Here is a 23,896-nt window from a genome sequence, read left to right as displayed (position 1 = left end):
ATCTTTTCTCAATGCTTACGGAATGCATATTGACAATGCAACGTCATAGCAATGATTATTGCAACAAAGTTGGGGAGGAGACTCAATGCTCAGGATTGCAGTAATCGGCACGGGCCGCATTGGCCGCATGCATGCCGAAAACATCGCAGCACACCCGCGTGCGGCGCTCGCCGGTGTCTACGATATTCATACCCCATCTGCTGCCGAAATGGCCGAAAAACTGGGCGTGACCCGGTTCGACAGCGCCGAAGCGCTGATCGCCTCGAAAGATGTCGATGCAATTCTTATTGCCTCCTCGACCGCCACCCATGCCGATCTGATCGAGGCCGCGGTCGCTGCCGGCAAACCCGCTTTGTGCGAAAAGCCGATTGATCTGTCGCTTGCCCGCGTCAATGCCTGCGCTGCAAAGATCAAAGGCACAAGCGTTCCGATCATGCTCGGCTTCGTGCGCCGGATGGATAAAGGCCATGCGGGCGTGCAGGCGGCGATTGCCTCGGGCCAGATCGGTGATCTGCACCAGGTCATCATCACCTCGCGCGACCCCGACATGGCCCCCGATGCCTATATGGAGGTTTCGGGTGGCATCTTCCGCGACATGACCATCCATGATTTCGACATGGCGCGTTTCATGCTGGGCGAGGATGTGACCGAGGTTTCCGCCACCGGCTCGCGGCTGGTCAAGCCCGGCCTGATGGAAAAACTCGGCGATTACGACACCGTCACCGTGGTCCTTAAAACCGCCTCCGGCAAGCAGGCGATCATCAACAATTCACGCCGCGCGGTCTACGGTTATGACCAGCGGGTCGAGGCCTTCGGGTCGAAAGGCATGGCGATCTCGGAAAACCACGCCATGACCAAAGTGCGGCTCTTCGGGGCCGAGTTCACTGAACAAGCGCCGCCGCTCCTGAACTTCTTCATCGAGCGTTATGACGATGCTTTTGCCGCCGAGATCGGCGCCTTTGTCGATGCGGTCGAAAACGGCACCACGCCGCCAATGACCTTTGAAGACGGTCGCCAGGCGCTGATCCTCGCCGAGGCTGCGATCAGGTCGGTGGCCGAAGGCCGCACCATCCTCACGAAAGACATCGGTTAAGCCCCATGTACGACAATTTCGGCCTGTTCACAGGTGGCGCCTGGATCCCCGGCGCCACAACGGGAGAGGTGTACTCTCCGGTCACCGGCGCCTCTCTCGGGGCTGTTGCCTTCGCCTCGGTCGCGCAGACCCGTGCGGCGCTGGATAAAGCCGCCGCCGCGCAAGACCCTTTGCGCGCCATGGGCGGTTTTGGTCGCGCCGACGCGCTGCACCGGGCCGCCGATGAGATGATCCGCCGCACGGAGGAAGGCGCGCGGATGATCTCGCTTGAGACCGGAAAGCCCATCGCCCAGGCAGGCCGGGAATGGGTGCTCGCCTGTGATCAGTTCCGCTGGTATGCCGAAGAGGCGCGGCGGATCTATGGCCGGATCGTCGACAGCCGGGTGCCAGGCGGACGGTTCGAAATCAGCCATGAACCGGTCGGCATCGTGGGCGCTTTCACCGCCTGGAACTTTCCCGCAGCTTTGCCCGCGCGCAAACTTGCACCGGCGCTTGCCGCCGGGTGCCCGGTGGTGTTGCGCCCGTCTTCGCAGACGCCGGGCGTTGCCATGGTGATGGTCGATTGTTTGCGCGCGGCTGGTCTGCCGGACGGGGCCGTGGGTCTGGTGGTAGGCTCCACCGCCGACACCTATGCGCCGATCATGGCGGATAAACGGGTGCGCAAGGTCTCGCTTACCGGGTCAACCCGCGTCGGCCAGCAGATGATCCGCGACGCGGCGGAGACGGTGAAAAAGGTCTCGATGGAGCTCGGCGGCAATGCGCCGCTGATCATCTTTGATGATGCCGATCTCGAGGCCGCGCTCGATCTTTCCGTCGCGACGAAATACGCCAATGCGGGCCAGGTCTGCGTCACCGCCGACCGTTTCTTCGTGCATGAAAGTCTGCACGATGCCTTTGTCGAGGGCTTTGTCGCCCGCGCGGCGAAGATCAGAGTGGGTGACGGGCTTGACCCCGAAACCGGCATGGGCCCGCTGATCAATGCCGGGCGTCTCACCGAGATCGAAGCCATCGTTGCCGATGCGCTCAAGGCAGGGGCGACACTGAAACATGGCGGCCGCCGCCCCGCGCATCTGAACAAAGGCCATTTCTACGAGCCGACCGTCCTCACCGAGGTCACCGACGATATGCGGGTCTTTGCAGAAGAAAACTTTGGCCCCATCGCCGCGATCTCGCGCTTCTCGACCGAGGAAGAGGTCATCGCCCGTGCCAATGCCTCTGACATGGGCCTTTCGGCCTATGCCTTCACCCGCTCGGCTGATCGCGCCCGGCGTGTCACGGCTGCGCTGAAATCCGGCATGATCGGGATCAACAGCTTTGCCCTTGCGGCCTCCGAGGCGCCTTTCGGCGGCACCAACCAGTCCGGCATGGGCCGCGAAGGCGGGTCCGAAGGGATCCGGGACTATCTCGACACCAAACTCGCCCAAATCCTGTTCTGACCAGATCGCGCTCATAAAGGAACCGGCATGTTCACCAACCGGCTGAAACAACAGTGGTCCGAGGGGCGCGCCGCCATCAATGGCTGGCTTTCCATCGGAAACCCCTTCACCGCCGAGATCATGGCGGCGCAGGGCTATGACAGCATCACCATCGACGCCCAGCATGGCGCGCTGGATTATACGGCGGTGCTGCCAATGCTCCAGGCGATGCGCGCCTCCGGGGTGACGCCGATGGTGCGTGTACCCTGGCGCGAGCCGGGGGCGATCATGAAAGCGCTGGATGCCGGTGCCCAGGGCATCATCTGCCCGATGGTGAATTCCGCCGCCGAGGCCGCCGAATTCGTCAGCTACACCCGCTACCCCCCGCAGGGCCAGCGCAGCTATGGCCCGACCCGCGCGGCGGTAGCCTATGGGGGCTATGGTTCGGCCGCGAATGACCAGGTGCTGGCGCTCGCGATGATCGAGACCCAGGGCGGTGTCGACAATATAGAATCCATCGCCGCCACGCCCGGCCTTGACGGCATCTATATCGGCCCCGCCGATCTGACGCTTGGCACCACCGGCACAAAGCATCCCATCGGGTTTGATCGTGAAGAGCCGGAGCTGATTGCACTGATCCGGCACATCCTCGCGGTCTGCAAGGCAAACAATATCCGTGCCTGCCTGCATTGCGGCACCGCCGATTACGCCGCCCGCGCGATTGGCTGGGGCTTTGATCTGACCACCGTTGGCGGCGACTCGCGGCTGCTGGCGGCGGCGGCCTCGGCCTCTGTCACGAAATGGCGCGATCTGACCGGTGCCGCCCCTGCACCCATTGCAGCGAAAGGGGGCTATTGATGCCGCATCTCCTGATCGCCGGCAAGCTGCATCCTTCAGGCACCGCGCTGCTCGACGTGCTGAAGACCAAGGGTTTCACCATCGACTATGTCGAAGAGGTATCCGAACCCTCCTGCGCCGCGCTGATCCATAAGGCGGATGCGCTGGTGATCCGCACCCAGCCGCTTACGGCGGCAACCATCGCAAAGGCCGGGCGGCTGAAAGTGGTCTCGCGCCATGGGGTTGGTTACGATTCCGTGGATCTTGCGGCACTGAATGCGCGCGGGATCGCACTGACAATTGTCGGCGATGTCAATTCGGTCTCGGTTGCGGAACATGCGATGATGCAGTTGCTGGCGGGCGCGAAACGCGTGCTGCTCGCGGACCGTGCCGTGCGCGAGCCGTCAGAATGGAACTGGCGCAACCGGCTGGAAGCACATGAGATTTCCGACAAGAACCTGCTGATCATCGGCTATGGCCGCACCGGTCAGCGGCTGGCAAAGATGGCAGCAGGGTTCGATATGAAGATCCGCGCCTATGATCCCTGGCTCTCGCGCAGCGGCTGGCCAAAGGGCCAGGTGGGCGAGGTCACCGACCTCGCCGAAGCGCTGGCCTGGGCCGATTGCATTTCGGTGCATGTGCCGAAAGCCGAGCATCCGACCATCGGCGCCGCAGAGATCGCGCTGATGAAACCGGGTGTTGTCCTCGCCAATACAGCGCGCGGCGGCGTGGTCGATGAAGATGCGCTGACAGCAGCTCTGATCTCGGGCCAGGTTGGTGCGGCGGGGCTGGATGTTTTTGCCGAGGAACCGCCCAGCCGGCATATTCCGCTCTTTGATCTGCCGAATGCTGTGCTGTCGCCGCATATTGCCGGCCTCACCGCCGAATGTGCCGCGCGGATGGCGGTTTCCTCCATCGAGAATGCGGTCAATTTCCTTGCGGGCAGCATCGACCCGCAGCTCATCGTCAACCGGGATGTCGCCAATGCCAGCTGATCAGATCACGCATAAACCCAAACTCCGGATCGGCCTGATCGGTACCGGCTTCATGGGCAAGGCCCATGTCTTCGGCTTCACTTCGGCTCCGAAAGTTTTCGAACTGCCTTATGATCTCGAATTGCACACTGTCGCCGATGTGACGGTTGAGACCGCCACCCGCGCCGCGCGGGAACTGGGCTTCGCGCATTGGACCACCGACTGGCGAGATCTGATCAGCAATCCGGAGATCGACCTGATCTCGATCACCGCGCCGAACGCGCTCCATAAGGAAATGTCACTGGCGGCGATTGCGGCCGGAAAACACGTCTATTGCGAGAAACCGCTGGCGCCGCTTGCCACCGACGCGCTGGAGATGACCCTCGCGGCAGAGCAGGCCGGGGTGAAAACCCAGGTCGGTTTCAACTATCTTTGCAACCCGATGCTGCGGCTGGCACGCGACATGATCGCGGGCGGCGAACTGGGCGAGATCCGGGGTTATCGCGGTCTTCATGCCGAGGATTACATGGCCGACCCGAACGGCCCCTGGACCTTCCGCCATGATCCGGCGGGCGGCGGCGCGCTTGCCGATATCGGCAGCCATGCCCTGGCAACGGCAGAATTCCTGCTTGGACCGATCACCGATGTCATGGGTGACTGCATGACGCTGATCCCATCCCGCCCCGATGGCAAAGGCGGCACACGCCGTGTCGAGGTCGATGATGTCGGCCGCGCCTTCCTGCGTTTCGCCAATGGCGCGCAGGGCTCGGTCGAGGGCAACTGGATCGCCACGGGCCGAAAGATGCAGCATGATTTCGAGGTTTACGGCACCAGAGGCGCGCTGTCATTCAGCCAGGAACGCTTCAGCGAGCTGCATTTTTATTCGACCGAAGACGCCCCCGGCCGCCGTGGTTTTCGTCGGATCGAGGCCGCGCCGGATCACGCACCTTACGGTCGTTTCTGCGTGGCGCCGGGCCATCAGCTCGGGTTCAACGATCTGAAAGCCATCGAGGTTGAAGGCTATATCCGCGCCATCGCGGGCCAGTCGCCCGAGCCCTTCAACTTCCGCGCGGGGCTCAGGATCCAGACCCTGGTCGAGACCATCCAGCGCTCTTCTGCGGCGCGTGAATGGCTGAAAGTGCCGGGCTGAACATCTGCCGCGCCCGTGATTACGGGCGCGCGCCTCCGCCGTCGCGGATCCAGCCGAAGTAATCCTCGCTGCCCATCTGACCGCCTTTCAGCGCAATCTCCAGCCCATCGAAATCGCCGGCCGCATGGGCGCGCGACAGCGAGGCACCCGGAATGGTCGGCGCCAGGGCCTCCAGCGCGAAGATCCCCATCTGCCGCATGGCATGGCCGGATGTATCGCCGCCCGAGATCACCACCCGCCTCAGCCCGGCCTCCCGCGTAAGACCCGCGAGCAGCGCACCCAGCGTCTCGCCGATCCGTTGGTTGAACACCGCCGGATCGGTGCCGGTTTCCTTCAGGGCCTGAGCCAGAGCAGCGACGCAAGGATCTTCCGGTCCTTCCGCCGTGTGGACCAGCACGTCTTGGCCAGCCTGCAATGCGGCCAGCGCCGCAGCGCGCAGAGGTGTCACGACATCCTCACCCCGGCACAAAGCCGCCGCATCCAGCACGAAAGTGGTGAAACCATTCGCCCGCGCCCATTGGATCTGAGCCGCTGTGATCGGCGAAACCGAGCCGGAGACCACCATCACCGGCGTCAAAACCCTGCCCCGGCTTGTCGGCATCGGCGGTAAAACATGCTGCCCCGAGGCAACCAGATGCCGGATCACCGCATATTCCACGCCTTGCGAGCCGATTGCGAACAGGGGTTTCCCTTCCGATGCCGCCCAGATCAGCCGCCCGGCCTCGGCCTCGGATCCCGCATCCAGTTCATCTAAAGTCACCGCCCTGACGCCTTTGGCCATAAGCCCGGCCAGCGCCGCATCCGCGCCGCTTGCGTAATCTTCCAGTGTCAGGCAGCCAATCGCCACATCGGTCTGGCGCGACAGATGCAGCGCGACATCGGCCTCATCCATCGGGGTGACCGGGTGGCGCGCCATCACCGGATGGCGGTCGAGGCGATGCACCTCACCGCCCACCCCGGCAAAGAGATGGCCAAACGCCTGATAGCGCCGCATCTGCGGCGCAGCGATCACCACCGGTACGAAAGCATTGTCAAAAAGCTCCAGCCCGATCTCAAGCGCGCATCCGATATTGCCGATATGCGGCGCGGAATCGAGGGTGGAGCAGACCTTGTAATGGATCACCCGCGCGCCAAGATCCGCCAGCGCCTGAAAGGCCCCAGGCAGGTTCGCCCGCATCCAGTCAGGGCTTTGTGTGCGCGAGGTAGAGGCTATCCCTACCCCCCGCAGCCCGGGAAAGCGCGCGAGCTGTTCTGCCGTCGGCATTTCCAGAAACAGCACCGCCGGCAAGCCGCCAAAGGCCAGCGCCTCCATCGTCGCCGCAGCGCCGGTGAAATCGTCGCCATACCAGGCGAAATCGAGCGCATAATCAGCTGTCATCATTTCTTCCCGAATTTCACGAGCGAAGCCGCAAGTTCCGGATGAGTCTGTGCATGGGTCGCAAGCGCGATGCCCGAAGCCGCCGCCTCCCAGGCCTGGCGGATCGCACGTACGCCGCCCGCCGCCCCCATCGGATGGCCATGAATACCGCCGCCGCCGAGATACATCAGATCCAGCGCGCCGCCGGTGCCCTGATATGTGGCCACCGCCTGACCGCCCCATTGCCCGGATCCGCAAACCGGCAGCGCGCGGTCCGAAGGTGAAAAAATCGGCTCTGCCATATCGGCAAATGATTGCAGGAAGCTTTCATCCGGCTCCCAGTATTTCGCGGCGATGCCGTTGATCTGGAACTGATCAACGCCCAGCAGCCGCCAGATTTTCTGATAGGGGCGGAAGGCCATGCCGATGGCCGGATGCCGGGTCATCAGATCCCAGCCATTCCGATGCGCATGCAGCGCCAATGCCGAACGGCGGCGCAGAAAGGTCATGCCGCCATAGCCGATGGAGTTGATATTAACGACCGCCGCCTGGCCGCCATGTTTCACCACCACATCATGGCGGCGCAGCATCTCTTCCGGATCAGCCGAAGACAGACCAAAGGCATAGACCACCTTTTTGCCGGTCTTCTGCGCGTGATCGTCAATCACCCGCATGATCGCGGCCACCCGGTCGTCAAAGGGCGAATAGGCCGGCGAGGTCAGCTTTTCATCATCCTTGATGAAATCGACCCCCGCCTCGCAGAGCTCGCGCACCATGCCTGCAACCTCTTCGGGCAAGAGGCCCAAAGATGGCTTGATGATCGAGGCAATGATCGGCGCCTTGGCCGGATAATCGAGACCACAGAGCCGGTAAGATCCTTCGACCCCGAATTGCGGGCCGGGATGCGACGCATAGGCACTGGGCAATTCGATATCCAGAAGCCGCGCCCCCGTCAGACCACGTGTCGCATAAAGCGCATTTATGCCAATGGTTTGCAGCGACGCAAAATCCGTGCCGATGCTTTCCAGCGGAAAGTCGATCACCACCCCGGCACGGCGGAACGGCCCGGGCGCATCTGTCGGCCAGGCCGGCACCGCTGCCGGTTCCAGTTCCGTCACCGAAACCACCCGTGCGGCGCAGCGCGCCTTCACATCCGCGGTCTCTCCCGGCAGATCGGTAAACGTTCCGGTCGACTGATCGGTCGCGATCTTCACCGCCATCCGCTCGGGGTCTTCCGGTGTCTCGATCAGATAGTGAAAGCGGATCTGGTCCTGGGCCATGGTCTACCTCGCCCCTCCCCGGTCACGAGGTCCACCCGCCGCGCCGGGGGGAGGAGGAGGAGGGGCGCAGCGGGTGGTCTTTCACCTTTTCAGGTGATGCGGATGATCGAGGCCTTGATCTCTTCGAAATCAAAAACACGCTTCCAGTCGTCGCGCATCAGCACCGGCTTGCCGAATTCGATCGCCTTGTTGCAGGCATCCGAGAACTGGCCGCCTTTGACCTCGTCAAAGATCACCGCGCCGAGGATGTTCATATGGCCAAGCAGGAAGTCGCGGGCGCAGTCATAGGTGACGCCGGTCTTGATGACCTCATCCATCGCTTCGCGCATTACAACGAGCAGCGAGGCGCAGACGGTTTCCGACAGGCCCGGCTCCAGATAGGCCATCTGCTCGACCGTGACGCGATGGCTGCGGGCTACCGGCGCGTAGATGGTTTTCGCGACTTTCTCACCGAGCGCATAATGCTCTTCCGGCCCCTGCATCAGCGCATTCACCACGCCTTGCTGCGCAGCGATGCCACCGAAATGGTCCTTGCGACCTTCCGGAGTGGCTTCGTCATTGAAGATCGGCGGGTGGCAGGGATGGGTCACGAAATAGGTGATATCGGCGCGCTCGGGCAGGTGATCGGCAAATGGTGCAGCAGCGTCCAGGCAAACCACCATCGTGCCGGGATTCAGCTTCGGCACGATATCGCGGGCGACCGCGCCAATGGCGGTATCAGGCACTGCAAGCACCACGACTTCGGCGTTTCTGACCGCCTCGTCCGGGCCGATGCATTCGACACCATGCGCGTCTTTCGCGCGCTGGCGACCGGCTTCCGAGACCTCGACATAGGTCACATCGAAATCGCTGTTCAGCAGATTGCGCGTCAGGCGCATCCCCATTTTTCCACCGGCGCCGAAAAGGGCCAATCTGGTCATCTTCACTCTCCCCATGCTCAACTGGTATGATGAGTGCGCCAGTCATCGCAAAAGTGCAAGAGGCCATGCGCAACGCACGACGCTATGTAAGAAATTGTGAACCAGATCCTGACGGGCTCCCTCAGCCGGAAAAACAATCGGCTGCAGACCCTCACAATGGCAATCGATCCGGAGCGCCTGCCCCCGGTGCCGCGCCACGAACTCCTCGGTCGTCATCGCTGCACGGCCGCCCCGGTCCCGGATATAGCGGATGTCGTAGCGATCCAGAAATTCTGTCGCGACCTTGCAGCCAAAGGCATTCAGAAAGGGGCCCCCGAATTCCCGCACTGCAGTGGAGCGGTAAGCCGCGGATCATTGCTGGGAATTACAGTAAAGAATCGGGCGCAATCGACGGACTCTGCGCAACAGATCACCCTTGAGTTCACGGATGCTACAGGGCGAGCAACGGCCCGGCCCGGGCAATCGGCGATGCGCGGCATGGATTTGGTCCATTGCGAGAGAGGCGAGCGGCTCAGTCGGTCTCTTCACCGGCGACCGGCAGATCCAGCGCCACATCGTTGCGCGGTTTCAGCAGCCCCGCATCCTCCAGGGCCTCAAGATCGGGCAGATCGCGCAGCGTCTCCAGCCCGAATTGCGCCAGAAAGCCCGGCGTCGTGACATAGGTATAAGGCGCACCGGGCTCCGGGCTGCGCGGTCCGCGCGCGATCAACGCCTGGCGATGCAGCCGGGCGATCAGATCGCGGCTGACCTCGCGCCCGGTCAGGCGCGCGATCCCGCCGCGTGTCACCGGCTGCATATAGGCGATGATGGTCAGGACCAGTGCCTCATTGCGGGTCATGTCTCGGCTGGTCTCTTCCCCGCCACACGCCACCCGGATCGCCGCCGCGTATTGTGACCGCGTGCGGAACTGCCAGCCGCCGGCAATGCGGGCGATCTCATAGGGGCGACCGCTCAGTTCGGCCGCAAGATCTCCGATCAGAAGATCAAGCGGACAGTCCCGCCCGACCACCCGCAAAAGCACCTCGCGTGTCACCGGCCCGGATGCAGCAAAAAGCACCGCCTCGACCCGCGCCATCCATTCCCGCCACCGCAGTGCCTGGGGCAAAGCCGCCAGTTCGGTATCCAGCGTCTCCTGCGCGTCCGCCATCTCAGAGCCCATACAGCCGGAAGCTTGACCGCCCGGTCAGCTCGCGCACCAGGCCCAGCGAGATGAGCCGGTCAAACAGCCGCCGCGCCGCGCGGTCGCTGGCCTCGGCCCCCGCCCGAGCGATCAGCGCATCCTCGCTCAAAAGCGCAGCGATGATCTGGGCAGTATCCTTTCCCGGACGCCGTAATGGCGCCGAGCGCAATGCATTCCCGCGCTGCAAAAGCCCGGCCCAGAGATCATATGCCGCAACTGCCGCTTTCGCCCAGGCTTCGGCACAGACGGCCAGCCAGGCCTCCCCTTCGAGCCGAAACGCCGCACGCGGCAGCTGGGTCGCCAGCAACGGCACAGGACGCTCCCAGCCAAGCGCCCGCGCCAGAAGCGCATCTGCCAGCCAGAGCGCAAGGCCGCGACAGGCCGGCCCCAGCGTCAGAACCTCCCGCGCGGCAGTCGCGGCAAAGCGTAAGGGCGGTGTGCGGCCAATAAACCGGGTGCCGGCGTCCTGCAGTGGCCCCGCGACCAGCGCAGGGGACAGATCGAAAAACCCTGGCAGACGCACCGGCCATTCTGCCGACCGCAAGGCCCGCGCCTCGCCAAGGGCGCGCCAGCCCAGCAGCATCCGCCCCGCAGGGCCAGGATTGTCCTCCGAACGCCGCAGGACGAAAGCATCGCGCAACTGGGCCTCGCCCTCGCGCCGCCCCTCAAACCCCGAAACTGCAGTCGCAGCCCCAAGGGCCATCCGCTTGCGCCACAGCTCTCCGACCGGGTCGTCCGAGCGCGCCGCCACATCCAGCGCGGCAAGCGCCGCGCCGGCAGAAAACATTGCCGCTTCAATATCATCGCGGCCCACGCCCTGCCGGATCCAGCGCGGCAGCGCAGCTGGGCCTGGCATAGGGATAAAGGAGGGTTTCGGAGCACGTGACATGCCACAGCCTCGCATATCTCGGCGGTTTACGCCAGTTCCCTGAAAACTAACCGCCGCAGCTGTCGCATGGCAGCACCGGATGGAAATTGCGCGCATTTTGCCCCGGAGAGGCTTATTTTTGAATCTCCCTGCAGCTCGGCCAGGCGATGCCTCTGCCGATGCGTGCGTCTCACCACTGAAAAACCGCCTTTGCCAAAGCCGTTTCTTCGCGCCTTCGCGCAAGGGTGACACTATGCCCACCACGAAAGCAAATACCTGTCGGCCTCCTGCAACCACTGGTATCTCTGCAATCTGCGCCAGAGGAGGCGCATTTTGTCAGATCCGCTGCGGCAAAAGCAGCGAGGGGCGCCCCTGACAACCTGCGCAACCGCCCAATGGCCTTGAACTCCCGGCCCGAATGCCCCCAGATAGGACAAAGCCATTCTGAGCCCGGCAAACAGCCCGAAATCCGCCCGCTGTCAGGCGAGACGGACCCCATCAGCGCCCTGAGGACCCCACGTGACGGACGAGGCCCCCTCCCCCGCCTTGCGCGACCACCAGCCGCTCGCACTCCGCGATCTGGCAGAGCGGGCGCGCGGCTATGCCGAGGCCGCGAGCTCTGCCAATACCCGCAAAGCCTACGCCGCGGACTGGAAGCATTTTGCGGATTGGTGCCGGCGCGAAGGCCTCGATCCGATCGCACCCGACCCCCAGATGGTTGGCCTATACATTACCGCCTGCGCCAGTGGCGCGAAATCTGTCGGCGGCCGGAAAAACGCTGTTTCAACCATCGAGCGGCGGCTTTCTGCCCTGGTCTGGGCCTATACACAGCGCGGATTGATGCTTGACCGGCGCGACCGCCATATCGCCACCGTTCTCGCCGGCATCCGCAACAGCCATGCCGAACCACCGCGCCAGAAAGAAGCGATCCTGCCCGAGGATCTGCTCGCCATGCTGGAAACCTGCAATCGGGCCACGCTTCGCGGGCTGCGCGACCGCGCCATGCTGCTGATCGGTTTTGCCGGTGGCCTCAGGCGGTCTGAAATCACCGGGCTCGATATGGGCCGTGATCAGACCAGCGACGGGCGAGGCTGGATCGAGGTACTGCCCGGCGGCCTCCTCCTCAGGCTGCGCGGCAAGACCGGCTGGCGCGAGGTCGAGATAGGGCGCGGCTCCTCTCCCCTCACCTGTCCGGTCGAGGCGCTGGAACTGTGGCTCCGCCTTGCGCGGATTTCGCGGGGGCCACTTTTCCGCCGCATCACGGGCCAGGGCAAGGAACCAGGGCCACTCCGGCTGAATGACCGGGAAATCGCCCGTCTTGTCAAACGCGCGGCCCAGGCTGCAGGATTGCGCGGGGACCTGCCCGAGGCCGAGCGACCCGCCCTCTTTTCCGGCCATAGCCTGCGCGCCGGCCTCGCCTCTTCTGCCGAAGTCGACGAGCGCCATGTGCAAAAGCAGCTTGGCCATGCCAGCGCCGAAATGACCCGCCGCTACCAGCGCCGGCGCGACAGGTTCAGGGTCAATCTGACCCAGGCTGCAGGGCTGTGACAGCTGCAGAATCGCCCCCCGGGGCGAAGGCTCCAACCGGCGTTTCCGCCTGCCAGTTTCAGACCACCAGCTGAAAGCGCCGTAGCTTATCAGGGCCTGGAGCAGTCCTGCCTGTACCCGGGTCTGGAAACTCTCCTCACCGGTGTTGAATTTTCTGCCTGACGATGACTGCAGGAGTGCAAACAGGGCTTGAAGCCAGTGAGCTCCTGCGTATAGACACCCCGAGATGGACAGTTGGCCGAGTGGTCGAAGGCGCACGCCTGGAAAGTGTGTAGGCGGGGAACCGTCTCGAGGGTTCGAATCCCTCACTGTCCGCCACCAAACCTCAATAAGATATTGATTTTGCTGCGACAAATCGAAGGGGTGCGAATTTATTCCCCCAGCACTTCCCCCACTCGGCGGCGGATCGTCGCGGAACATGACGGAATCAATCTCACCAGTTTGTGATCGAATTACCCCCGACCGAAGCCGGGGGCGCTGCGCTTACGGGCACCCGGCCACGCTATAAACGAGGCTTGTGCTGCGATTGAGATACCTGCCGATCTGCCGGAAGCTCGCGCCACCGTCCCGCATCTCGACTATCTTCCGGCGATCTTTCGCGGTGAGCTGACGACCCCGCCGCACAGATCCGGCGGGCGCCCATGGGTCATGGATTTCCGCGATCACGCCCGGCGGGATGATCTGGACCGGGCAGCGCACCGGGACACCATAGCGGGCGGCGACCTCGGCGCGGACCTTGTCTGCATAAGTCATGGGCTGGCCTCCGCATTTTTGGCGCCGTGAAGCATGTCGATCCCGGCATTGAGCCGGATCAACGCGGCCTCACACCCCGAGGCCAAGGCCCTCCGGTCGTCGTCGGGGTTATAGCGGGTGGTCATTTCCAGAAGCTGGACCAGATCGCGCGCGGGACAGTTCATCGAGAGCGTCGAGGATTTTGCTCATTCGTCTCCCCCCACGAGCGCGCGGGCCTCGGCCCAGAACGGTGACGTATCGTAGTTGAGACAAGTGAAATCGCCATGGCAGTGCGAGACCAGCGTTTTCGCCGCCATGTCCTGTGCAGTGGTGGGCGGGATCGCCATTATAGCATCCTCAACCCGATCCCGATCCCGGAAGAACAGCCGCTCGACTGCGTCGTCTTCGCTCTCGCTGGAAGTCTCGTCGTGAACATATGTCCGAGCGGCATCGTTTATTTTCACGTACCTGCGATAGAGGGCCATGATTGGCGTTTCCGCCATGGTCAGGGTGCAGGCGCCAGCCGGGATAGTGCAGCTCAGCACCGCAGCAGGCGTGAGCGAAAGAATGTCGCGGCGCTTCATGGCTCGCCCCTCCGCCGTTGTTCGTTCCGCACCGCGCTGATGATCGTGGTGTGGTCGCGGCCCAGAGCCATGCCTATCCGGGGATAGCTTATGCCGTGGCGGCGTGCGATGTAGCAGACCAAGGCGCGCAGTCTGAAATCCTTCTGCTTGCGGCTGGACCCGAAGATCACCGCAGGCTTCACCCCCGCCTCTTTCGCCACCTGCCGGGCGATCTCGCGCACAGTCACTCGTTCCATGCGGAGAGATGTTTTGTCACCCTCGGTCATAGGCCTCAGCAGTGGCGGTGAAGCTGGGTTTCATACCGCATCATCAAGCGCGCCGAAGGGGTTCTTCTCGGCAGGCTTGCCCGCGCTGACTTTCGACCGGGCCGCCGGGGTCAGGCCGAACTCGGCCAGCAGGCTCTGGGCGTGTCGCATCGCCTCATTCCGCATGGCGACCTCGGGCCGGGCTTTCCAAAGGCCTGCCTCGGTCTGATAGGTCCGGCCCGCGTCCTCGATCACCGCCGTCAGGATCTCGACCTCTTCAATCCGGGAGGCCACCAGCGACAGCACATGCTGATCATCCGGCGAGGCAATTCCCATCCCAAGCAGCGTGGCGCTGATCTGATCGAACAGTTCAGCAGCTCTTTCCGACAGCCAGGCCGGCGCGGTGGCGGTGCCAACATTCGCGGCGGGCGCCTCGGGGTTCATCCGGCATTTCTGGGCGGTGCCCTTCACCAGTTTGAGGTGATCGGGCGTCTTCTTTCTGCCAGCCATCGCGGCACCTCGTCCAAGCTATGCGGCAGGGTCATGGGTGGCCCGAAAAAACCCCTCCATTTTGCAAGCATAAAAAATCACTGGTCCCCGCTGGTCCCTGGCAGAATGCCCCGAAGATCGACCCTCCCCCCGGGGCTATGCGCCTGCTGCATGGCTCCCGGTGGCCTCGGTGATCCACGCCCGGACGGCCTCGATCTGGCGGGCGGCGACCGGGGCGCGGTCGGGGTCTCGACCTATCCGCTCGATGCAGACGGCGGCGGGGGTCTCCATAACCATGACCGAGGACAGCGGGCCAAGGGCGGCCTGCCATGTGTCCCGCTCTGCCTGTGTCGGAGCCATGACGATAAACCAGCAGCGGCCAGCTGTGCGGGTGGTAAGGCTGTGGAGCATTTCACCCCGGCGGGTGAAAGCGGCGGCGATGATCTCGGGGCGGTCATCCCATTTGCTGCCACCCACGGCGCGGCGGATCACGTCGAAGTCGATCACCAGATCACCGGGGCGGGATTGCTGTCTGGCCCATGTGGACTTGCCGGAGGCTGGCGGGCCGCAGATGATCGTGACCGGGATGGCCGAGGGTTGCAGGCCATGGGGGATGGAGAAGCCCCAGACCTTGCGGGGCTGCTTGCGGCGCTGGACCCATGCCAGCAGATCGTCACCGGTGAGTGTGGCCTCGGCGCGCTGCTTCTCCCCGCTGTGGTGAGAGGTGCAGAGGCTTGTGAAGGTGTTATCCCAGAACAGGGCCGGGTCGTGGTCGTGGGGCAGATCGTGGTCAACCACTGAGGCTGCGGTGGTGCGGCCATCAGCCAGGCAGTATTCGCACAGAGGGTGCAGGTGCTGGTCGCGGAAGCGTTCCCATGCTCTGGTGTATCCGCGTTCCCGGGCGCTGCCTCTGTCTTCTCGGCGCGGCGCCTTGTGTTTCGGTGCCGGGGCGCGCGTGGTGCGCGGCAGGCCGTGGCGGCCGGGGGCGGGTGGCATGCTGTTCCCCTCGCTCTGATCTGTCGATAGCTTCCGGCGAATTCAAGAGATGGAGATTCGATATGCTTTTTGTTCGCTTGGCTGTCCTGATCTTTGGCATCTCACCAGCAATGGCGCTCGCAGATCAGGTTTCCATCCGTGGGCTGGACAAGAAATCGTCAGATATCTTCATCACCGGCGTCGTTCACGGCATTCTTGGCGTGTCAGCTCGAGAGTGGAACGACCGAGGTCAGGCATTTTTCTGCCCTCCCGACGACGTGGCAATATCGTTCGACTTGGTTGTAGATTTGGTATCCCAATACGAAGATGGGCCGGTCGCTGGAGATAGTTTCTCTCATACAGCTGTGTATGCCCTCGCGACAGAGTTCCCTTGCCCATAAGACTGATCCACAGAGCGCATCAGTCAAACGAGTTCCTGGATGGCGAAACGTCTGCCAGCGCCGCATCCAGATCGGCCAACCCCCTTGTGTGGCGTTCACGCGCGCCACCGGCATGCAGGAGCTGCACCGAAGGTTCTTGCGGGCGGAGGATCCTGCCCATGTCTTCGGGCAGGTCTGAACGTCATGGCGGCCTGAGCCGCAATAGGTGCAGCGCATCACTTTTTGCTGGGCATGGGCGATGGGCTGTCCGGCGCTTTACCGACTGTCGGGGTGTAATTGCACGGGATCACTGCCGAGCCGCCGCGGGGGACCGGGCCGGGTTGGCCGGGTACTGCCTGATAACCTCGGGCAATGAACGTCGGCCTCGCCTCCTGTTCCACAAGGGTAAGCATGCCCAGCGGGAAGGTCTCCCGGAAGTGCCGGTCCCCTTGGAACCAATCGCAGGTCGCCTCGTCATCATCGACCGACCGAACAGTCATCGGGCAGCACAGATTGCGCGGGCGTGCCCGCAAGACGACCACATCGCCGGGGCGGATGCTGCCATCGTCCAGCATCTCGATCTCACACCGCACATCCATCACGCGACCGGCCAGACCGAGCAGCCAGCAGGCAATGCGGGTGCGGATGGTGAAGCTGCGAGGCATGCGGACGGAGAGGGTGATCCCCTGCAGCACTTCCTTGGGGCTGATGGTCAGTTTGCCGATGTTCTGGGCCATATTGAATTCCTAACTCCAGGCCTAAAATATCCTCCGGCGAGAATCGTATCGCACTTAATGTTGGAGGACTGAATGCAGTCGGATTTCGCGATTAAGACCTGCCTTCTTTCGAACGCAAATATTGGCGATTTGATCGTATTGAGGGGGCCATTTGGAGACAATGCCCTCGCCATTGTGTCTGGGGATCCGGAAGGGAACGAGCATGATCGTCACCGCCGCGCACTCTTCTTGGATGTCAGTATCAGGCCAGATGCACCGCCCGCCGCACATGTTTACTTAGAACCAGTCGGACAAACTGTGATAAATTTTGGACGTGATTGGCATATGGAGCCCGATTTCAATTGGGTCACAGCGAGGCTTGGCAATGAGGACCGGGTCCAAGCAGCATTGGCCATAAGCGGGGATCGTCTGTTTATACCCGCCACAACACCCAGTCAGTTCCGAGATAGAGCCTACATCAACCTTGTGGACTTCGCTGAGACGCGCTTCCTGGAGCCCGAGCCGATGCATTCTTTCATTTACGGCTACAGAGTGTATTCCAGCACGGTGGCGCGCGATCGTGGTGATGCCCCAATTTTCGTGCGCCCAGATAGACGCCAACAACCGGCCTAAAATTAAAACGCCCTCGGCAATCCGGGGGCGTTTCTCGTCTGGTCATAGCTTCGCTGACGTGCGCGCAGGGTGTCCCATCAGGGCAGTCCTGCGGCTGAGGGTCTGGGCGTCCAGCTTTCGCCTCGCCTCAGGTCGACCCCACCTGACTGCCAACATACTGACTCTGGTGAATCAGGTCAACGATGCTTTGCGCCCTAGACCGCCATTCATTGTGCGCGAGCACTGTGCATCCTCGTTCCTTAATGCGGTCGCTCGTGGGATTCGCAAAAAGCTAGGCCGGGCGATGGCCAACGTTGATGTAATCGCCGCCACGTCCTCTCGCGCGCATTACCCGGACCAGGACAAATCCGCCGACCTCGTTCGCTTGCAGTCATGTGATAATGACTACGACCTTGCCGCGTACACGACCAGCCTCTGACAGGGCGAGGGCCCGTTTGATCTCCGAAAGCGGCAGGATCGTCTCAACGTGCGGCGTGACCTGACCCGCATCAACCAGCGCCTGAATCGCTACCAGGGTCGCTGCATTGGGCACCGTGAACGAGCGTTTGACCTCGACCCCATATTGCGCGGCCTCATGACCTTCTGGGAAAGCTACCACGGTGACCATGATCCCGCCCCGCCGCAACGTTTTAAAAGCGCGCTGGAAGGTGTCGGCCCCGACCGTGTCGAAGACCACGTCTATGTCCCGGATACTTTCCTCGAAGGGCTGTGCGGTGTAGTCGATCACCATGTCCGGCCCGAGTGAACGAACGAAGGCCATGTTGCGGGGGGATGTCAGGGCGGTGACGTGCACTCCCTTCGCTTTGGCAAATTGTACCGCTAGCGATCCAACGCCACCAGAAGCGCCGGTGATCAGCAGGCGCTGACCTTCGACTAACCCGGCCTCACCGAACAGGGCCTGCCATGCAGTGGTGCCCGCCAGCGGCAAAGCGGCCGCGCGCACGGTGTCCAGCTTCTTCGGCTTGCAGGCGATATCCGTCGCCTTAACCGTCAGATATTGTGCAAAGCCACCGCTTTTTACCATGCCAAAGACCTCATCCCCGTGCTTAAACGCAGCAACGGAGGCACCAACCTCCTCGATCACGCCGACGAACTCGCTGCCTAAGCGGATGGGGAGCATCATTCCCATCCGCTGACCGGCGCCACTGCGGCTCTTCCAGTCAATCGGGTTGATCCCCGCCGCGCTTACCTTGACCAGCACTTCATCCGGCTGCGTGACCGGACGCTCAATCTCGACAAGTTCTACGACGTCATTGGATCCATAGGTTGTGATCAGGGCAGCACGCATAGTTCGGTCTTTCATCTTGGTGATTGATCTTGCCGGTGATAGCAGACGGTTTCATCGATATTTTGCCAAAGGGCATCGCTGAAATGCCAATCTCAATTCCGCACGTCATCCTGTATCGCGTTCATAAGCGCCGTGACGAGGCGTTGCCGGAGCACGCGCATGGGCAAGCGCAGCTGACCTTCGCAATCTCGGGCATGGTGCAGTTGCGCACCGAAGACGGCATTTGGCTGTTGCCGCCCCAGCTTGCCGCCTGGATCCCGCCGGACATTCCACATCGCCTTGACATCATGACCAACGCGGAACTGTGGATCCTGTTATGGGACCCGGCCACGGTCCGCGCTTGGCAACCGGAAACGCTGCCGTCGCAAGCCTTCATCTCTCGGGTCTCGCCCCTCCTGCGCAGCCTGCTAGAAGCAGTCGCTGCGATGGATGCGCTGTCGGAGCGAAGGGAACTGGCGCTCAGGCTGATCCTTCACGAGTTGCAGCGTGTTGAGGACGCTCCTACTTTTCTGCCGATGCCTACCAGCCAGGTGGGGCTGCGGGTGGCGGAACTGGCTCTTGCCGACCACCGTAACGCGCTGGATCTCGACACGCTTGCATCGCAGGCCGCGACTTCGGTACGGACGGCCAGCAGACGGTTTCCGGAAGAAACCGGGATGACGCTGAAGGCGTGGCGCCAGCGCGCGCGGATACTGTGGACACTCACCGAACTGGGCCGTGGAAAACCGATTGCGCGGGCGGCGCGAGACGCGGGATTTGCCAGCACCGCAGCGTTTTCGCATGCTTTCCGGCAGGTCATGGCATTGACGCCCAGTGAGTTCCTGTCCCTGCCATGACCGGTGTCGGACCACTCCTTCCCTACCGCTATAGATGATCACAATTCCCGCGCCCTCGGCATGGGTCAGCCCTTTCTCATGTGAATGTCAGAGGCCGGGACACGCACCTTGCGCACGGTCCCGAGCATGGATAGCTCGCCCTCGATCATCTGGCCCCGCAGGGCCATGAAGGCGACGCGCCAACCGGACAACCAACCTGCGCATGTGGATGGCGAGGCCGATGATTGCTGCGAGGATCTGGGGTTGCGTCGGATCGTTGGTCATTCGCGGGTCTCCTTGAGTTCTGCCCGCAGGACCGCGATCACCATTTCGGCGCGGGTCAGATCCTTGCGGGGCGTGGGGCGGATGAGAGTGAAGCCCGGCCGGGTTTCTTCCCGGGCGTCGGGCTGGGCGATCGGGGCATCCCAAGGGGCGCGGGACAGGGTGACCTCATCGAGGCCGCCAGAGTTGCCGGGAGCGCGGACAAGTGCCTTGCGGGTGGGGATCATGCGCGCTGCCCTCCGTGATGAGAGAAGAACAGGAAGGCCACGCCGAGCGCCGCGGTGAAGTCGGGCATATCAACCCAACCCTTTCCACCCATGTGCTGAATCCATGAGTATTCCTTTCCTGGGATCAGCACGTGCCTTCGGATTGCGTAGGTTTTCCCATCGCACCGCTCGATACCGTACTCAGTGACGGCCCATTGGCGGCCCTTCCAAATAATGCGGCTGAGGTTGTCAGTGCGGGCCGGGCATTCCGGGGCGAAATCCATCTCCGGCCATTCCAGAGGGTCCGATCCGAACTCAGGTGGAGAAACTTGCATGACGGCGGCACAGCCATGTGACGACGCCTGGCTTGGTATAGTCTGGATGGTGGGCCTCAGCCTTTTCGGCGCCGCACTCTTCACACGGACCCTTTGAAATGTGCCCAAGTCGAATTGCCGCCTGGACATAAAGGTGAGCTAAATAACGTTCAGGATGCGACTTGCGCCACGCTTGCTGTCTGGAGATACTCATGTGCCATCACCTCACTCGCCAATTGTCGTAGCTGGGTGGCGGGCGGGCATGGTTTCAGACGAAATAAGCCCGTCATGAGCCTCGATGTCCGCAGCCAGTCCGATGCTGTAGCAACCTTCGCTTCGAGCGGCGACATATCGCCATCCGTCACCGCTTCGTTATCGATATTCGACATGCTCGGTCCTCAAATGATTTGCACCAGAGGACGGGAAGGGTTATTCTGATCTTGCGAGATAGAATGCCCTGAGGCCCGCCCAGAAATGGAGCGGGTCTCTTTTATGCGGCGTAGGCAGCATCGGTCACGGGCGGGCGAGCAGCCAGCCATGCCGCGACCACGCTTTCCGGCCAGCCGACAGCCTTCTCGGTCAGCTTGACCGGGCGCGGAAAATCGCCTTTTGCCATGAGCTTATAGATGGTCGAACGGCTCAGGCCGGTCATTTTCTCGACTGCGGTTCTGCGGAGATACATGCGAAGCCCCTATGCTTGCGGGTGGAACATAGGGGCAACATGAGAGATCAATTCCGATCTGAAAAGATGGGCAGCTGGGCATAGGTGGGCAGTGCTGGGCAAAAGGCTTGCCCACCTATAATCAAGGGTTGCTCCCGAACTGGTTCAGCGCTCTCTTAATGGTTCGCCGCGAGAACCCTAGCTTCATTTCAACGTCATCCCATGTGTCAACTGTCGCTTCTTTCCCTTCTGGGTAGGTCGCATAAAAACATTCCGCGACATATCGCAAGCTATCGCCGGATGCCTTAGTCCTATCTCCACGCTCTCCGTCTTCGTTTGATGGATATCCGGGCCGCAGCATTTCGAATATACCATCATCTGATGGCGTAATCTTATTGTTGATCGACAGGCACTAACCTTCATATTTTTCCACTATTTTGGAGATATCAGATAGTGACGCAATCGATACAAGCCTCCTTTTTGCTGCGACAGGCATGGATTCTATGTGATCACTTTCCAACAGAACTGAAGCGGCATCGGCCTCTTTTATCGCTAAATTTGCGCTAACATACATATATATGTCATCTAAAAATATCCATTTTCCCAATGTAAAATCTCTCAGGTGAAATCCTCGTCTTTGCTTCAGTATTGCACTATCAACTATTTGCACATCAGAGCACGGCCCGACTAAATATAAAGGTGTGGACATCAGGAATCTTTGAAAGATGCTCCAAGCCCTATCATGCAAAAAGATATCAACCTCTCGGACATTTGAGCCCGAAAGCACTTCATCATCGGTTGGCTCGGAGTAGAACTTAGTTCCACGCAATCTAGCTTCTTCCTGCCTATCGCGTCTTATAATGTATCGGGAAGCTATTATTCTCAGAGCCTCCATATCACTCTTTTTTCCAGATGATGCTTCGAGGAATTTATCCCGAATGAGATGGATAGGAGTAAAGTCTTCGTGGCGATACATCAGCCGATCCTTCCAATAACTTTCGCAGGCTTCTGATCCAGATAGCCCGCCCATGCTTCCATCATCTTGCGCCGCTTCTCGAACAGATCAGAGCGGGCATAGGCTCTTTCGGTTTCATCCCCGGACAGGTGCGCCAGCGCCGCCTCGGCAACCTCACGCGGGAAGCTGGTCTTCTCCTGCGCCCAAGTCCTGAAACTGGTGCGAAAGCCGTGGATATCGACCGGGAAGCCGTTCTCGCGGATCAGCTTCAACAGGGTCGCATCGGACAGCGGCCTGTCTTTGATGGTGCCGGGGAACACGAGGCTATCATGCAGGCCCTGGGCCTTTCTGAGAGCCGCCACCGCGCGCGGTGACAACGGAACCCTGTGGGGCCGGTCCATCTTCATCCTCTCGGCCGGGATCTCCCAGACCTTTGCGTCGAGGTCGAACTCCGGCCAGCGGGCCTCACGGGCCTCATTCGACCGGACGCAGGTCAGCACCAGCAACTCAAGGCAGAGCTTTGTCGAGATGCCGGCATTCGACGCGGCGACGACATCAAGGCAGGCCGCGACCTCAAGATAAGGCAGGGACTTCCGGTGCGTTGTCTTTCCGGACTGCTTGGGCAGGCCCTTGTCTACGGCGTCAACCGGATTGTCCTTTCGCCAACCCTTCGCAATGCACCACTTCATCACGGTGCCGATCCGCTGTTTGACCCGGCGAGCGGTCTCGGCCTTCTCGAGCCAGATCGGCTGAAGCACCGCCAGCACATCGGCGGTGGTCACATCGGGCGCTCGCGTGTTCCCGATGATCGGGAAGGCATAAGTCGCCAGGGTGTTGAGGAACTGGTCGCCGTGCTTCGGGTTCTTCCAGGTCGGCAGGTTGATCTCGTGGACCTCCGCGCTGCTTCCTCGAAAGTCAGCACCTCCTGAGAGGACCGGCGGGCGCCAAGCGGATCGCCACCTTCCCGCGCCAGCTTCCTGTTCCCGAAGGCGGCGAGCCTGGCATCCGCGAGTGTGACGAAATCCACGCTGCCCATCCCGAGTTCGCAGCGTTTGCCGTTGATCACGATGCGCTGCACCCAGAACTTGCCTCCGGTCGGATCGACCCTAAGATAGAGCCCATGGCCATCGAAGTATTTGCCGGGCTTGGTGACGGTCCGCACCATGCGGGCTGTCAGGCTCTTCGCGGGCTTTCGCACAATCGGTATCCCAGCACCGCCAGCGCGGCCTGCGGATCATCACCAATCACCGCCGCGATGCGGTCAGGCGCGGCAAAGGGTTCCGGGAGGGCTTCCGGATCTTCCGGCGGCTGCCAGACCGCGATCAGGGCCTGCGCGCGGTCGGCGGCAGCCATGTCGGCGCCCCAAGCGGGTTCAGTCAGCGGCGAGACCGCATTCGTCAGATAGACGCCCGCGACAAGGTCCGAGGCCACGCGGTAGCGGTTGCCGGCCGTGTCCTGGTATTCGGGTGCGATGGTGAAGGTATCTTCATCCTCAGGCCCACAACCTGTGGCGCGCGAGAACTGCCCGGCATCGGCGAGATGCGCGACCGGGCAAGCGGTGGTGATGCGGATCTCAGACATAGAGCCCTCCCCAATAGCTGCGGATCTGCGCTTCTTCTGCTGGCGTGAAGCCTCCATGCCGAAGGATGATACCGGCTTGCGTAGAATTGACGCCGGTTGGCCTCAGGGCGTTGCCGGGAGTGTTCGTCGTGGTGTCAATTACGACTGCATCGAAAGCATCGACCCAAGCCCGCCCGTATTGCCCCGGCGGCTGACCACTTCCCAGCATAAGGCTATCGCCGCCGTCATTTACCAAGAGCCAGATATCGGGTTTTCCTGCCTCGTTGACGTCGTTTGGAGTGACAACATTCTGGTACGTACGCTTCACAGCACCAAAGTTAATGTTGACGTTTTCGAAGCGGAATGACCTTCCTGCTGGGTGGCTGCCGAAGTAAGATCCTAAGACCAGATTTGCTTGGACGAAGGGATTACCGAAGCA

The 23,896-nt window shown here is 62.0% G+C and carries 31 protein-coding genes and 1 tRNA gene; 10 read left to right on the top strand and 22 right to left on the bottom strand.

Annotated elements, in window-relative coordinates:
- Positions 1 to 85 precede the first annotated feature (85 nt).
- The 5 genes from iolG to M3484_RS17470 are packed head-to-tail and all read left to right on the top strand — an operon-like array spanning position 86 to position 5,469.
- Positions 86 to 1,093: an inositol 2-dehydrogenase gene (iolG, locus tag M3484_RS17490; RefSeq protein WP_092902731.1), complete on the top strand. Its 1,008-nt coding sequence runs from the start codon at positions 86 to 88 to the stop codon at positions 1,091 to 1,093.
- A gap of 5 nt (positions 1,094 to 1,098) precedes the next feature.
- Entirely contained in the window at positions 1,099 to 2,529 is a 1,431-nt protein-coding gene (locus M3484_RS17485) for an NAD-dependent succinate-semialdehyde dehydrogenase (protein ID WP_249498524.1), read from the top strand.
- A 27-nt stretch (positions 2,530 to 2,556) separates the two neighbouring features.
- On the top strand, positions 2,557 to 3,366 hold the full coding sequence (locus tag M3484_RS17480; protein ID WP_249498523.1) for an HpcH/HpaI aldolase family protein: 810 nt from the start codon (positions 2,557 to 2,559) through the stop codon (positions 3,364 to 3,366).
- Entirely contained in the window at positions 3,366 to 4,340 is a 975-nt protein-coding gene (locus M3484_RS17475; RefSeq protein WP_249498519.1) for a hydroxyacid dehydrogenase, read from the top strand. The genes M3484_RS17480 and M3484_RS17475 overlap by 1 nt, the downstream gene beginning before the upstream one ends.
- Positions 4,330 to 5,469 (top strand): Gfo/Idh/MocA family protein, encoded by a 1,140-nt coding sequence (locus tag M3484_RS17470; RefSeq protein WP_249498518.1) that lies wholly within the window; start codon positions 4,330 to 4,332, stop codon positions 5,467 to 5,469. The genes M3484_RS17475 and M3484_RS17470 overlap by 11 nt, the downstream gene beginning before the upstream one ends.
- A 19-nt stretch (positions 5,470 to 5,488) precedes the next feature.
- Here M3484_RS17470 and M3484_RS17465 read toward each other — a convergent pair whose 3' ends face one another.
- The 5 genes from M3484_RS17465 to M3484_RS17445 all read right to left on the bottom strand — a co-directional run bounded on the left by M3484_RS17465 (position 5,489) and on the right by M3484_RS17445 (position 11,062).
- Positions 5,489 to 6,847 (bottom strand): four-carbon acid sugar kinase family protein, encoded by a 1,359-nt coding sequence (locus tag M3484_RS17465; protein WP_249498517.1) that lies wholly within the window; start codon positions 6,845 to 6,847, stop codon positions 5,489 to 5,491.
- Positions 6,847 to 8,106, bottom strand: coding sequence for a RuBisCO large subunit C-terminal-like domain-containing protein (locus tag M3484_RS17460; protein WP_249498516.1), 1,260 nt, complete (start codon positions 8,104 to 8,106; stop codon positions 6,847 to 6,849). Before M3484_RS17460 ends, M3484_RS17465 begins: the two co-directional genes overlap by 1 nt.
- Before the next feature lie 89 nt (positions 8,107 to 8,195).
- On the bottom strand, positions 8,196 to 9,026 hold the full coding sequence (locus tag M3484_RS17455) for a phosphogluconate dehydrogenase C-terminal domain-containing protein (RefSeq protein ID WP_249498515.1): 831 nt from the start codon (positions 9,024 to 9,026) through the stop codon (positions 8,196 to 8,198).
- A gap of 511 nt (positions 9,027 to 9,537) precedes the next feature.
- Positions 9,538 to 10,173, bottom strand: a complete 636-nt coding sequence (gene scpB, locus M3484_RS17450; RefSeq protein WP_249498514.1) for an SMC-Scp complex subunit ScpB — start codon at positions 10,171 to 10,173, stop codon at positions 9,538 to 9,540.
- A gap of 1 nt (position 10,174) precedes the next feature.
- Complete coding sequence (locus M3484_RS17445; RefSeq protein ID WP_283258488.1) at positions 10,175 to 11,062, bottom strand: DUF1403 family protein; 888 nt, start codon at positions 11,060 to 11,062, stop codon at positions 10,175 to 10,177.
- Positions 11,063 to 11,593: 531 nt separating this feature from the next.
- On the opposite strand from M3484_RS17445, the gene M3484_RS17440 reads away from it, so the two are divergent.
- Positions 11,594 to 12,622, top strand: a complete 1,029-nt coding sequence (locus M3484_RS17440) for a tyrosine-type recombinase/integrase (protein ID WP_249498510.1) — start codon at positions 11,594 to 11,596, stop codon at positions 12,620 to 12,622.
- Positions 12,623 to 12,850: 228 nt separating this feature from the next.
- Positions 12,851 to 12,940: transfer RNA gene (locus tag M3484_RS17435), tRNA-Ser, on the top strand.
- A 165-nt stretch (positions 12,941 to 13,105) separates the two neighbouring features.
- On the opposite strand, the gene M3484_RS17430 is transcribed toward M3484_RS17435, so the two are convergent.
- The 6 genes from M3484_RS17430 to M3484_RS17405 form a co-directional block, all read right to left on the bottom strand.
- Entirely contained in the window at positions 13,106 to 13,375 is a 270-nt protein-coding gene (locus M3484_RS17430) for a helix-turn-helix domain-containing protein (protein ID WP_249498509.1), read from the bottom strand.
- Positions 13,372 to 13,539 carry a hypothetical protein gene (locus tag M3484_RS17425; RefSeq protein ID WP_249498505.1) on the bottom strand — a complete coding sequence of 56 codons (168 nt, stop codon included), beginning with the start codon at positions 13,537 to 13,539 and terminating at the stop codon, positions 13,372 to 13,374. Before M3484_RS17425 ends, M3484_RS17430 begins: the two co-directional genes overlap by 4 nt.
- A 21-nt stretch (positions 13,540 to 13,560) precedes the next feature.
- A complete protein-coding gene (locus M3484_RS17420) occupies positions 13,561 to 13,938 on the bottom strand; it encodes a hypothetical protein (protein ID WP_249498503.1) in 378 nt (125 codons plus the stop codon).
- Positions 13,935 to 14,174, bottom strand: coding sequence for a helix-turn-helix domain-containing protein (locus M3484_RS17415; protein WP_249498501.1), 240 nt, complete (start codon positions 14,172 to 14,174; stop codon positions 13,935 to 13,937). Before M3484_RS17415 ends, M3484_RS17420 begins: the two co-directional genes overlap by 4 nt.
- Positions 14,175 to 14,234: 60 nt before the next feature.
- Positions 14,235 to 14,693 (bottom strand): phage terminase small subunit P27 family, encoded by a 459-nt coding sequence (locus M3484_RS17410; RefSeq protein WP_249498499.1) that lies wholly within the window; start codon positions 14,691 to 14,693, stop codon positions 14,235 to 14,237.
- 135 nt (positions 14,694 to 14,828) lie between these two features.
- Positions 14,829 to 15,668, bottom strand: a complete 840-nt coding sequence (locus M3484_RS17405) for an AAA family ATPase (RefSeq protein WP_249498497.1) — start codon at positions 15,666 to 15,668, stop codon at positions 14,829 to 14,831.
- 62 nt (positions 15,669 to 15,730) lie between these two features.
- Between M3484_RS17405 and M3484_RS17400 the strand changes: the two genes are divergently transcribed.
- Positions 15,731 to 16,048, top strand: coding sequence for a Rap1a family protein (locus tag M3484_RS17400; protein WP_249498496.1), 318 nt, complete (start codon positions 15,731 to 15,733; stop codon positions 16,046 to 16,048).
- A gap of 215 nt (positions 16,049 to 16,263) precedes the next feature.
- Here M3484_RS17400 and M3484_RS17395 read toward each other — a convergent pair whose 3' ends face one another.
- A complete protein-coding gene (locus M3484_RS17395) occupies positions 16,264 to 16,764 on the bottom strand; it encodes a hypothetical protein (protein WP_249498495.1) in 501 nt (166 codons plus the stop codon).
- 72 nt (positions 16,765 to 16,836) lie between these two features.
- Here M3484_RS17395 and M3484_RS17390 point away from each other — a divergent pair, with 72 nt between their 5' ends.
- Entirely contained in the window at positions 16,837 to 17,376 is a 540-nt protein-coding gene (locus tag M3484_RS17390; protein WP_249498494.1) for a hypothetical protein, read from the top strand.
- Positions 17,377 to 17,746: 370 nt separating this feature from the next.
- Here M3484_RS17390 and M3484_RS17385 read toward each other — a convergent pair whose 3' ends face one another.
- Positions 17,747 to 18,664, bottom strand: a complete 918-nt coding sequence (locus tag M3484_RS17385; protein WP_249498492.1) for an NADP-dependent oxidoreductase — start codon at positions 18,662 to 18,664, stop codon at positions 17,747 to 17,749.
- A 35-nt stretch (positions 18,665 to 18,699) separates the two neighbouring features.
- Here M3484_RS17385 and M3484_RS17380 point away from each other — a divergent pair, with 35 nt between their 5' ends.
- Positions 18,700 to 19,500, top strand: a complete 801-nt coding sequence (locus M3484_RS17380) for an AraC family transcriptional regulator (protein ID WP_249498630.1) — start codon at positions 18,700 to 18,702, stop codon at positions 19,498 to 19,500.
- A 260-nt stretch (positions 19,501 to 19,760) separates the two neighbouring features.
- Here M3484_RS17380 and M3484_RS17375 read toward each other — a convergent pair whose 3' ends face one another.
- The 9 genes from M3484_RS17375 to M3484_RS17335 form a co-directional block, all read right to left on the bottom strand.
- Positions 19,761 to 19,988, bottom strand: a complete 228-nt coding sequence (locus M3484_RS17375) for a hypothetical protein (protein ID WP_249498489.1) — start codon at positions 19,986 to 19,988, stop codon at positions 19,761 to 19,763.
- A complete protein-coding gene (locus M3484_RS17370; RefSeq protein ID WP_249498486.1) occupies positions 19,985 to 20,251 on the bottom strand; it encodes a hypothetical protein in 267 nt (88 codons plus the stop codon). Before M3484_RS17370 ends, M3484_RS17375 begins: the two co-directional genes overlap by 4 nt.
- A gap of 200 nt (positions 20,252 to 20,451) precedes the next feature.
- Entirely contained in the window at positions 20,452 to 20,670 is a 219-nt protein-coding gene (locus M3484_RS17365; RefSeq protein WP_249498485.1) for a hypothetical protein, read from the bottom strand.
- Between the two features lie 101 nt (positions 20,671 to 20,771).
- Positions 20,772 to 20,963: a helix-turn-helix transcriptional regulator gene (locus tag M3484_RS17360; RefSeq protein WP_249498484.1), complete on the bottom strand. Its 192-nt coding sequence runs from the start codon at positions 20,961 to 20,963 to the stop codon at positions 20,772 to 20,774.
- A gap of 391 nt (positions 20,964 to 21,354) precedes the next feature.
- Entirely contained in the window at positions 21,355 to 21,918 is a 564-nt protein-coding gene (locus M3484_RS17355) for a hypothetical protein (protein ID WP_249498483.1), read from the bottom strand.
- Positions 21,918 to 22,775: a tyrosine-type recombinase/integrase gene (locus tag M3484_RS17350; protein ID WP_502942480.1), complete on the bottom strand. Its 858-nt coding sequence runs from the start codon at positions 22,773 to 22,775 to the stop codon at positions 21,918 to 21,920. The genes M3484_RS17355 and M3484_RS17350 overlap by 1 nt, the downstream gene beginning before the upstream one ends.
- Positions 22,676 to 23,062, bottom strand: a complete 387-nt coding sequence (locus tag M3484_RS17345; protein WP_249498480.1) for an Arm DNA-binding domain-containing protein — start codon at positions 23,060 to 23,062, stop codon at positions 22,676 to 22,678. The genes M3484_RS17350 and M3484_RS17345 overlap by 100 nt, the downstream gene beginning before the upstream one ends.
- 8 nt (positions 23,063 to 23,070) lie before the next feature.
- Entirely contained in the window at positions 23,071 to 23,478 is a 408-nt protein-coding gene (locus M3484_RS17340; protein WP_249498478.1) for a hypothetical protein, read from the bottom strand.
- Positions 23,471 to 23,896 (bottom strand): hypothetical protein (locus tag M3484_RS17335; RefSeq protein WP_249498477.1); only part of this gene is annotated, 426 nt, incomplete at its 5' end. The genes M3484_RS17340 and M3484_RS17335, both read right to left, overlap by 8 nt.

Source organism: Pseudomonas sp. GX19020 (assembly GCF_023371075.1).
Taxonomy (GTDB): Bacteria; Pseudomonadota; Alphaproteobacteria; order Rhodobacterales; family Rhodobacteraceae; genus Pseudogemmobacter.
This window is presented reverse-complemented; position numbering and strand designations above follow the sequence as displayed.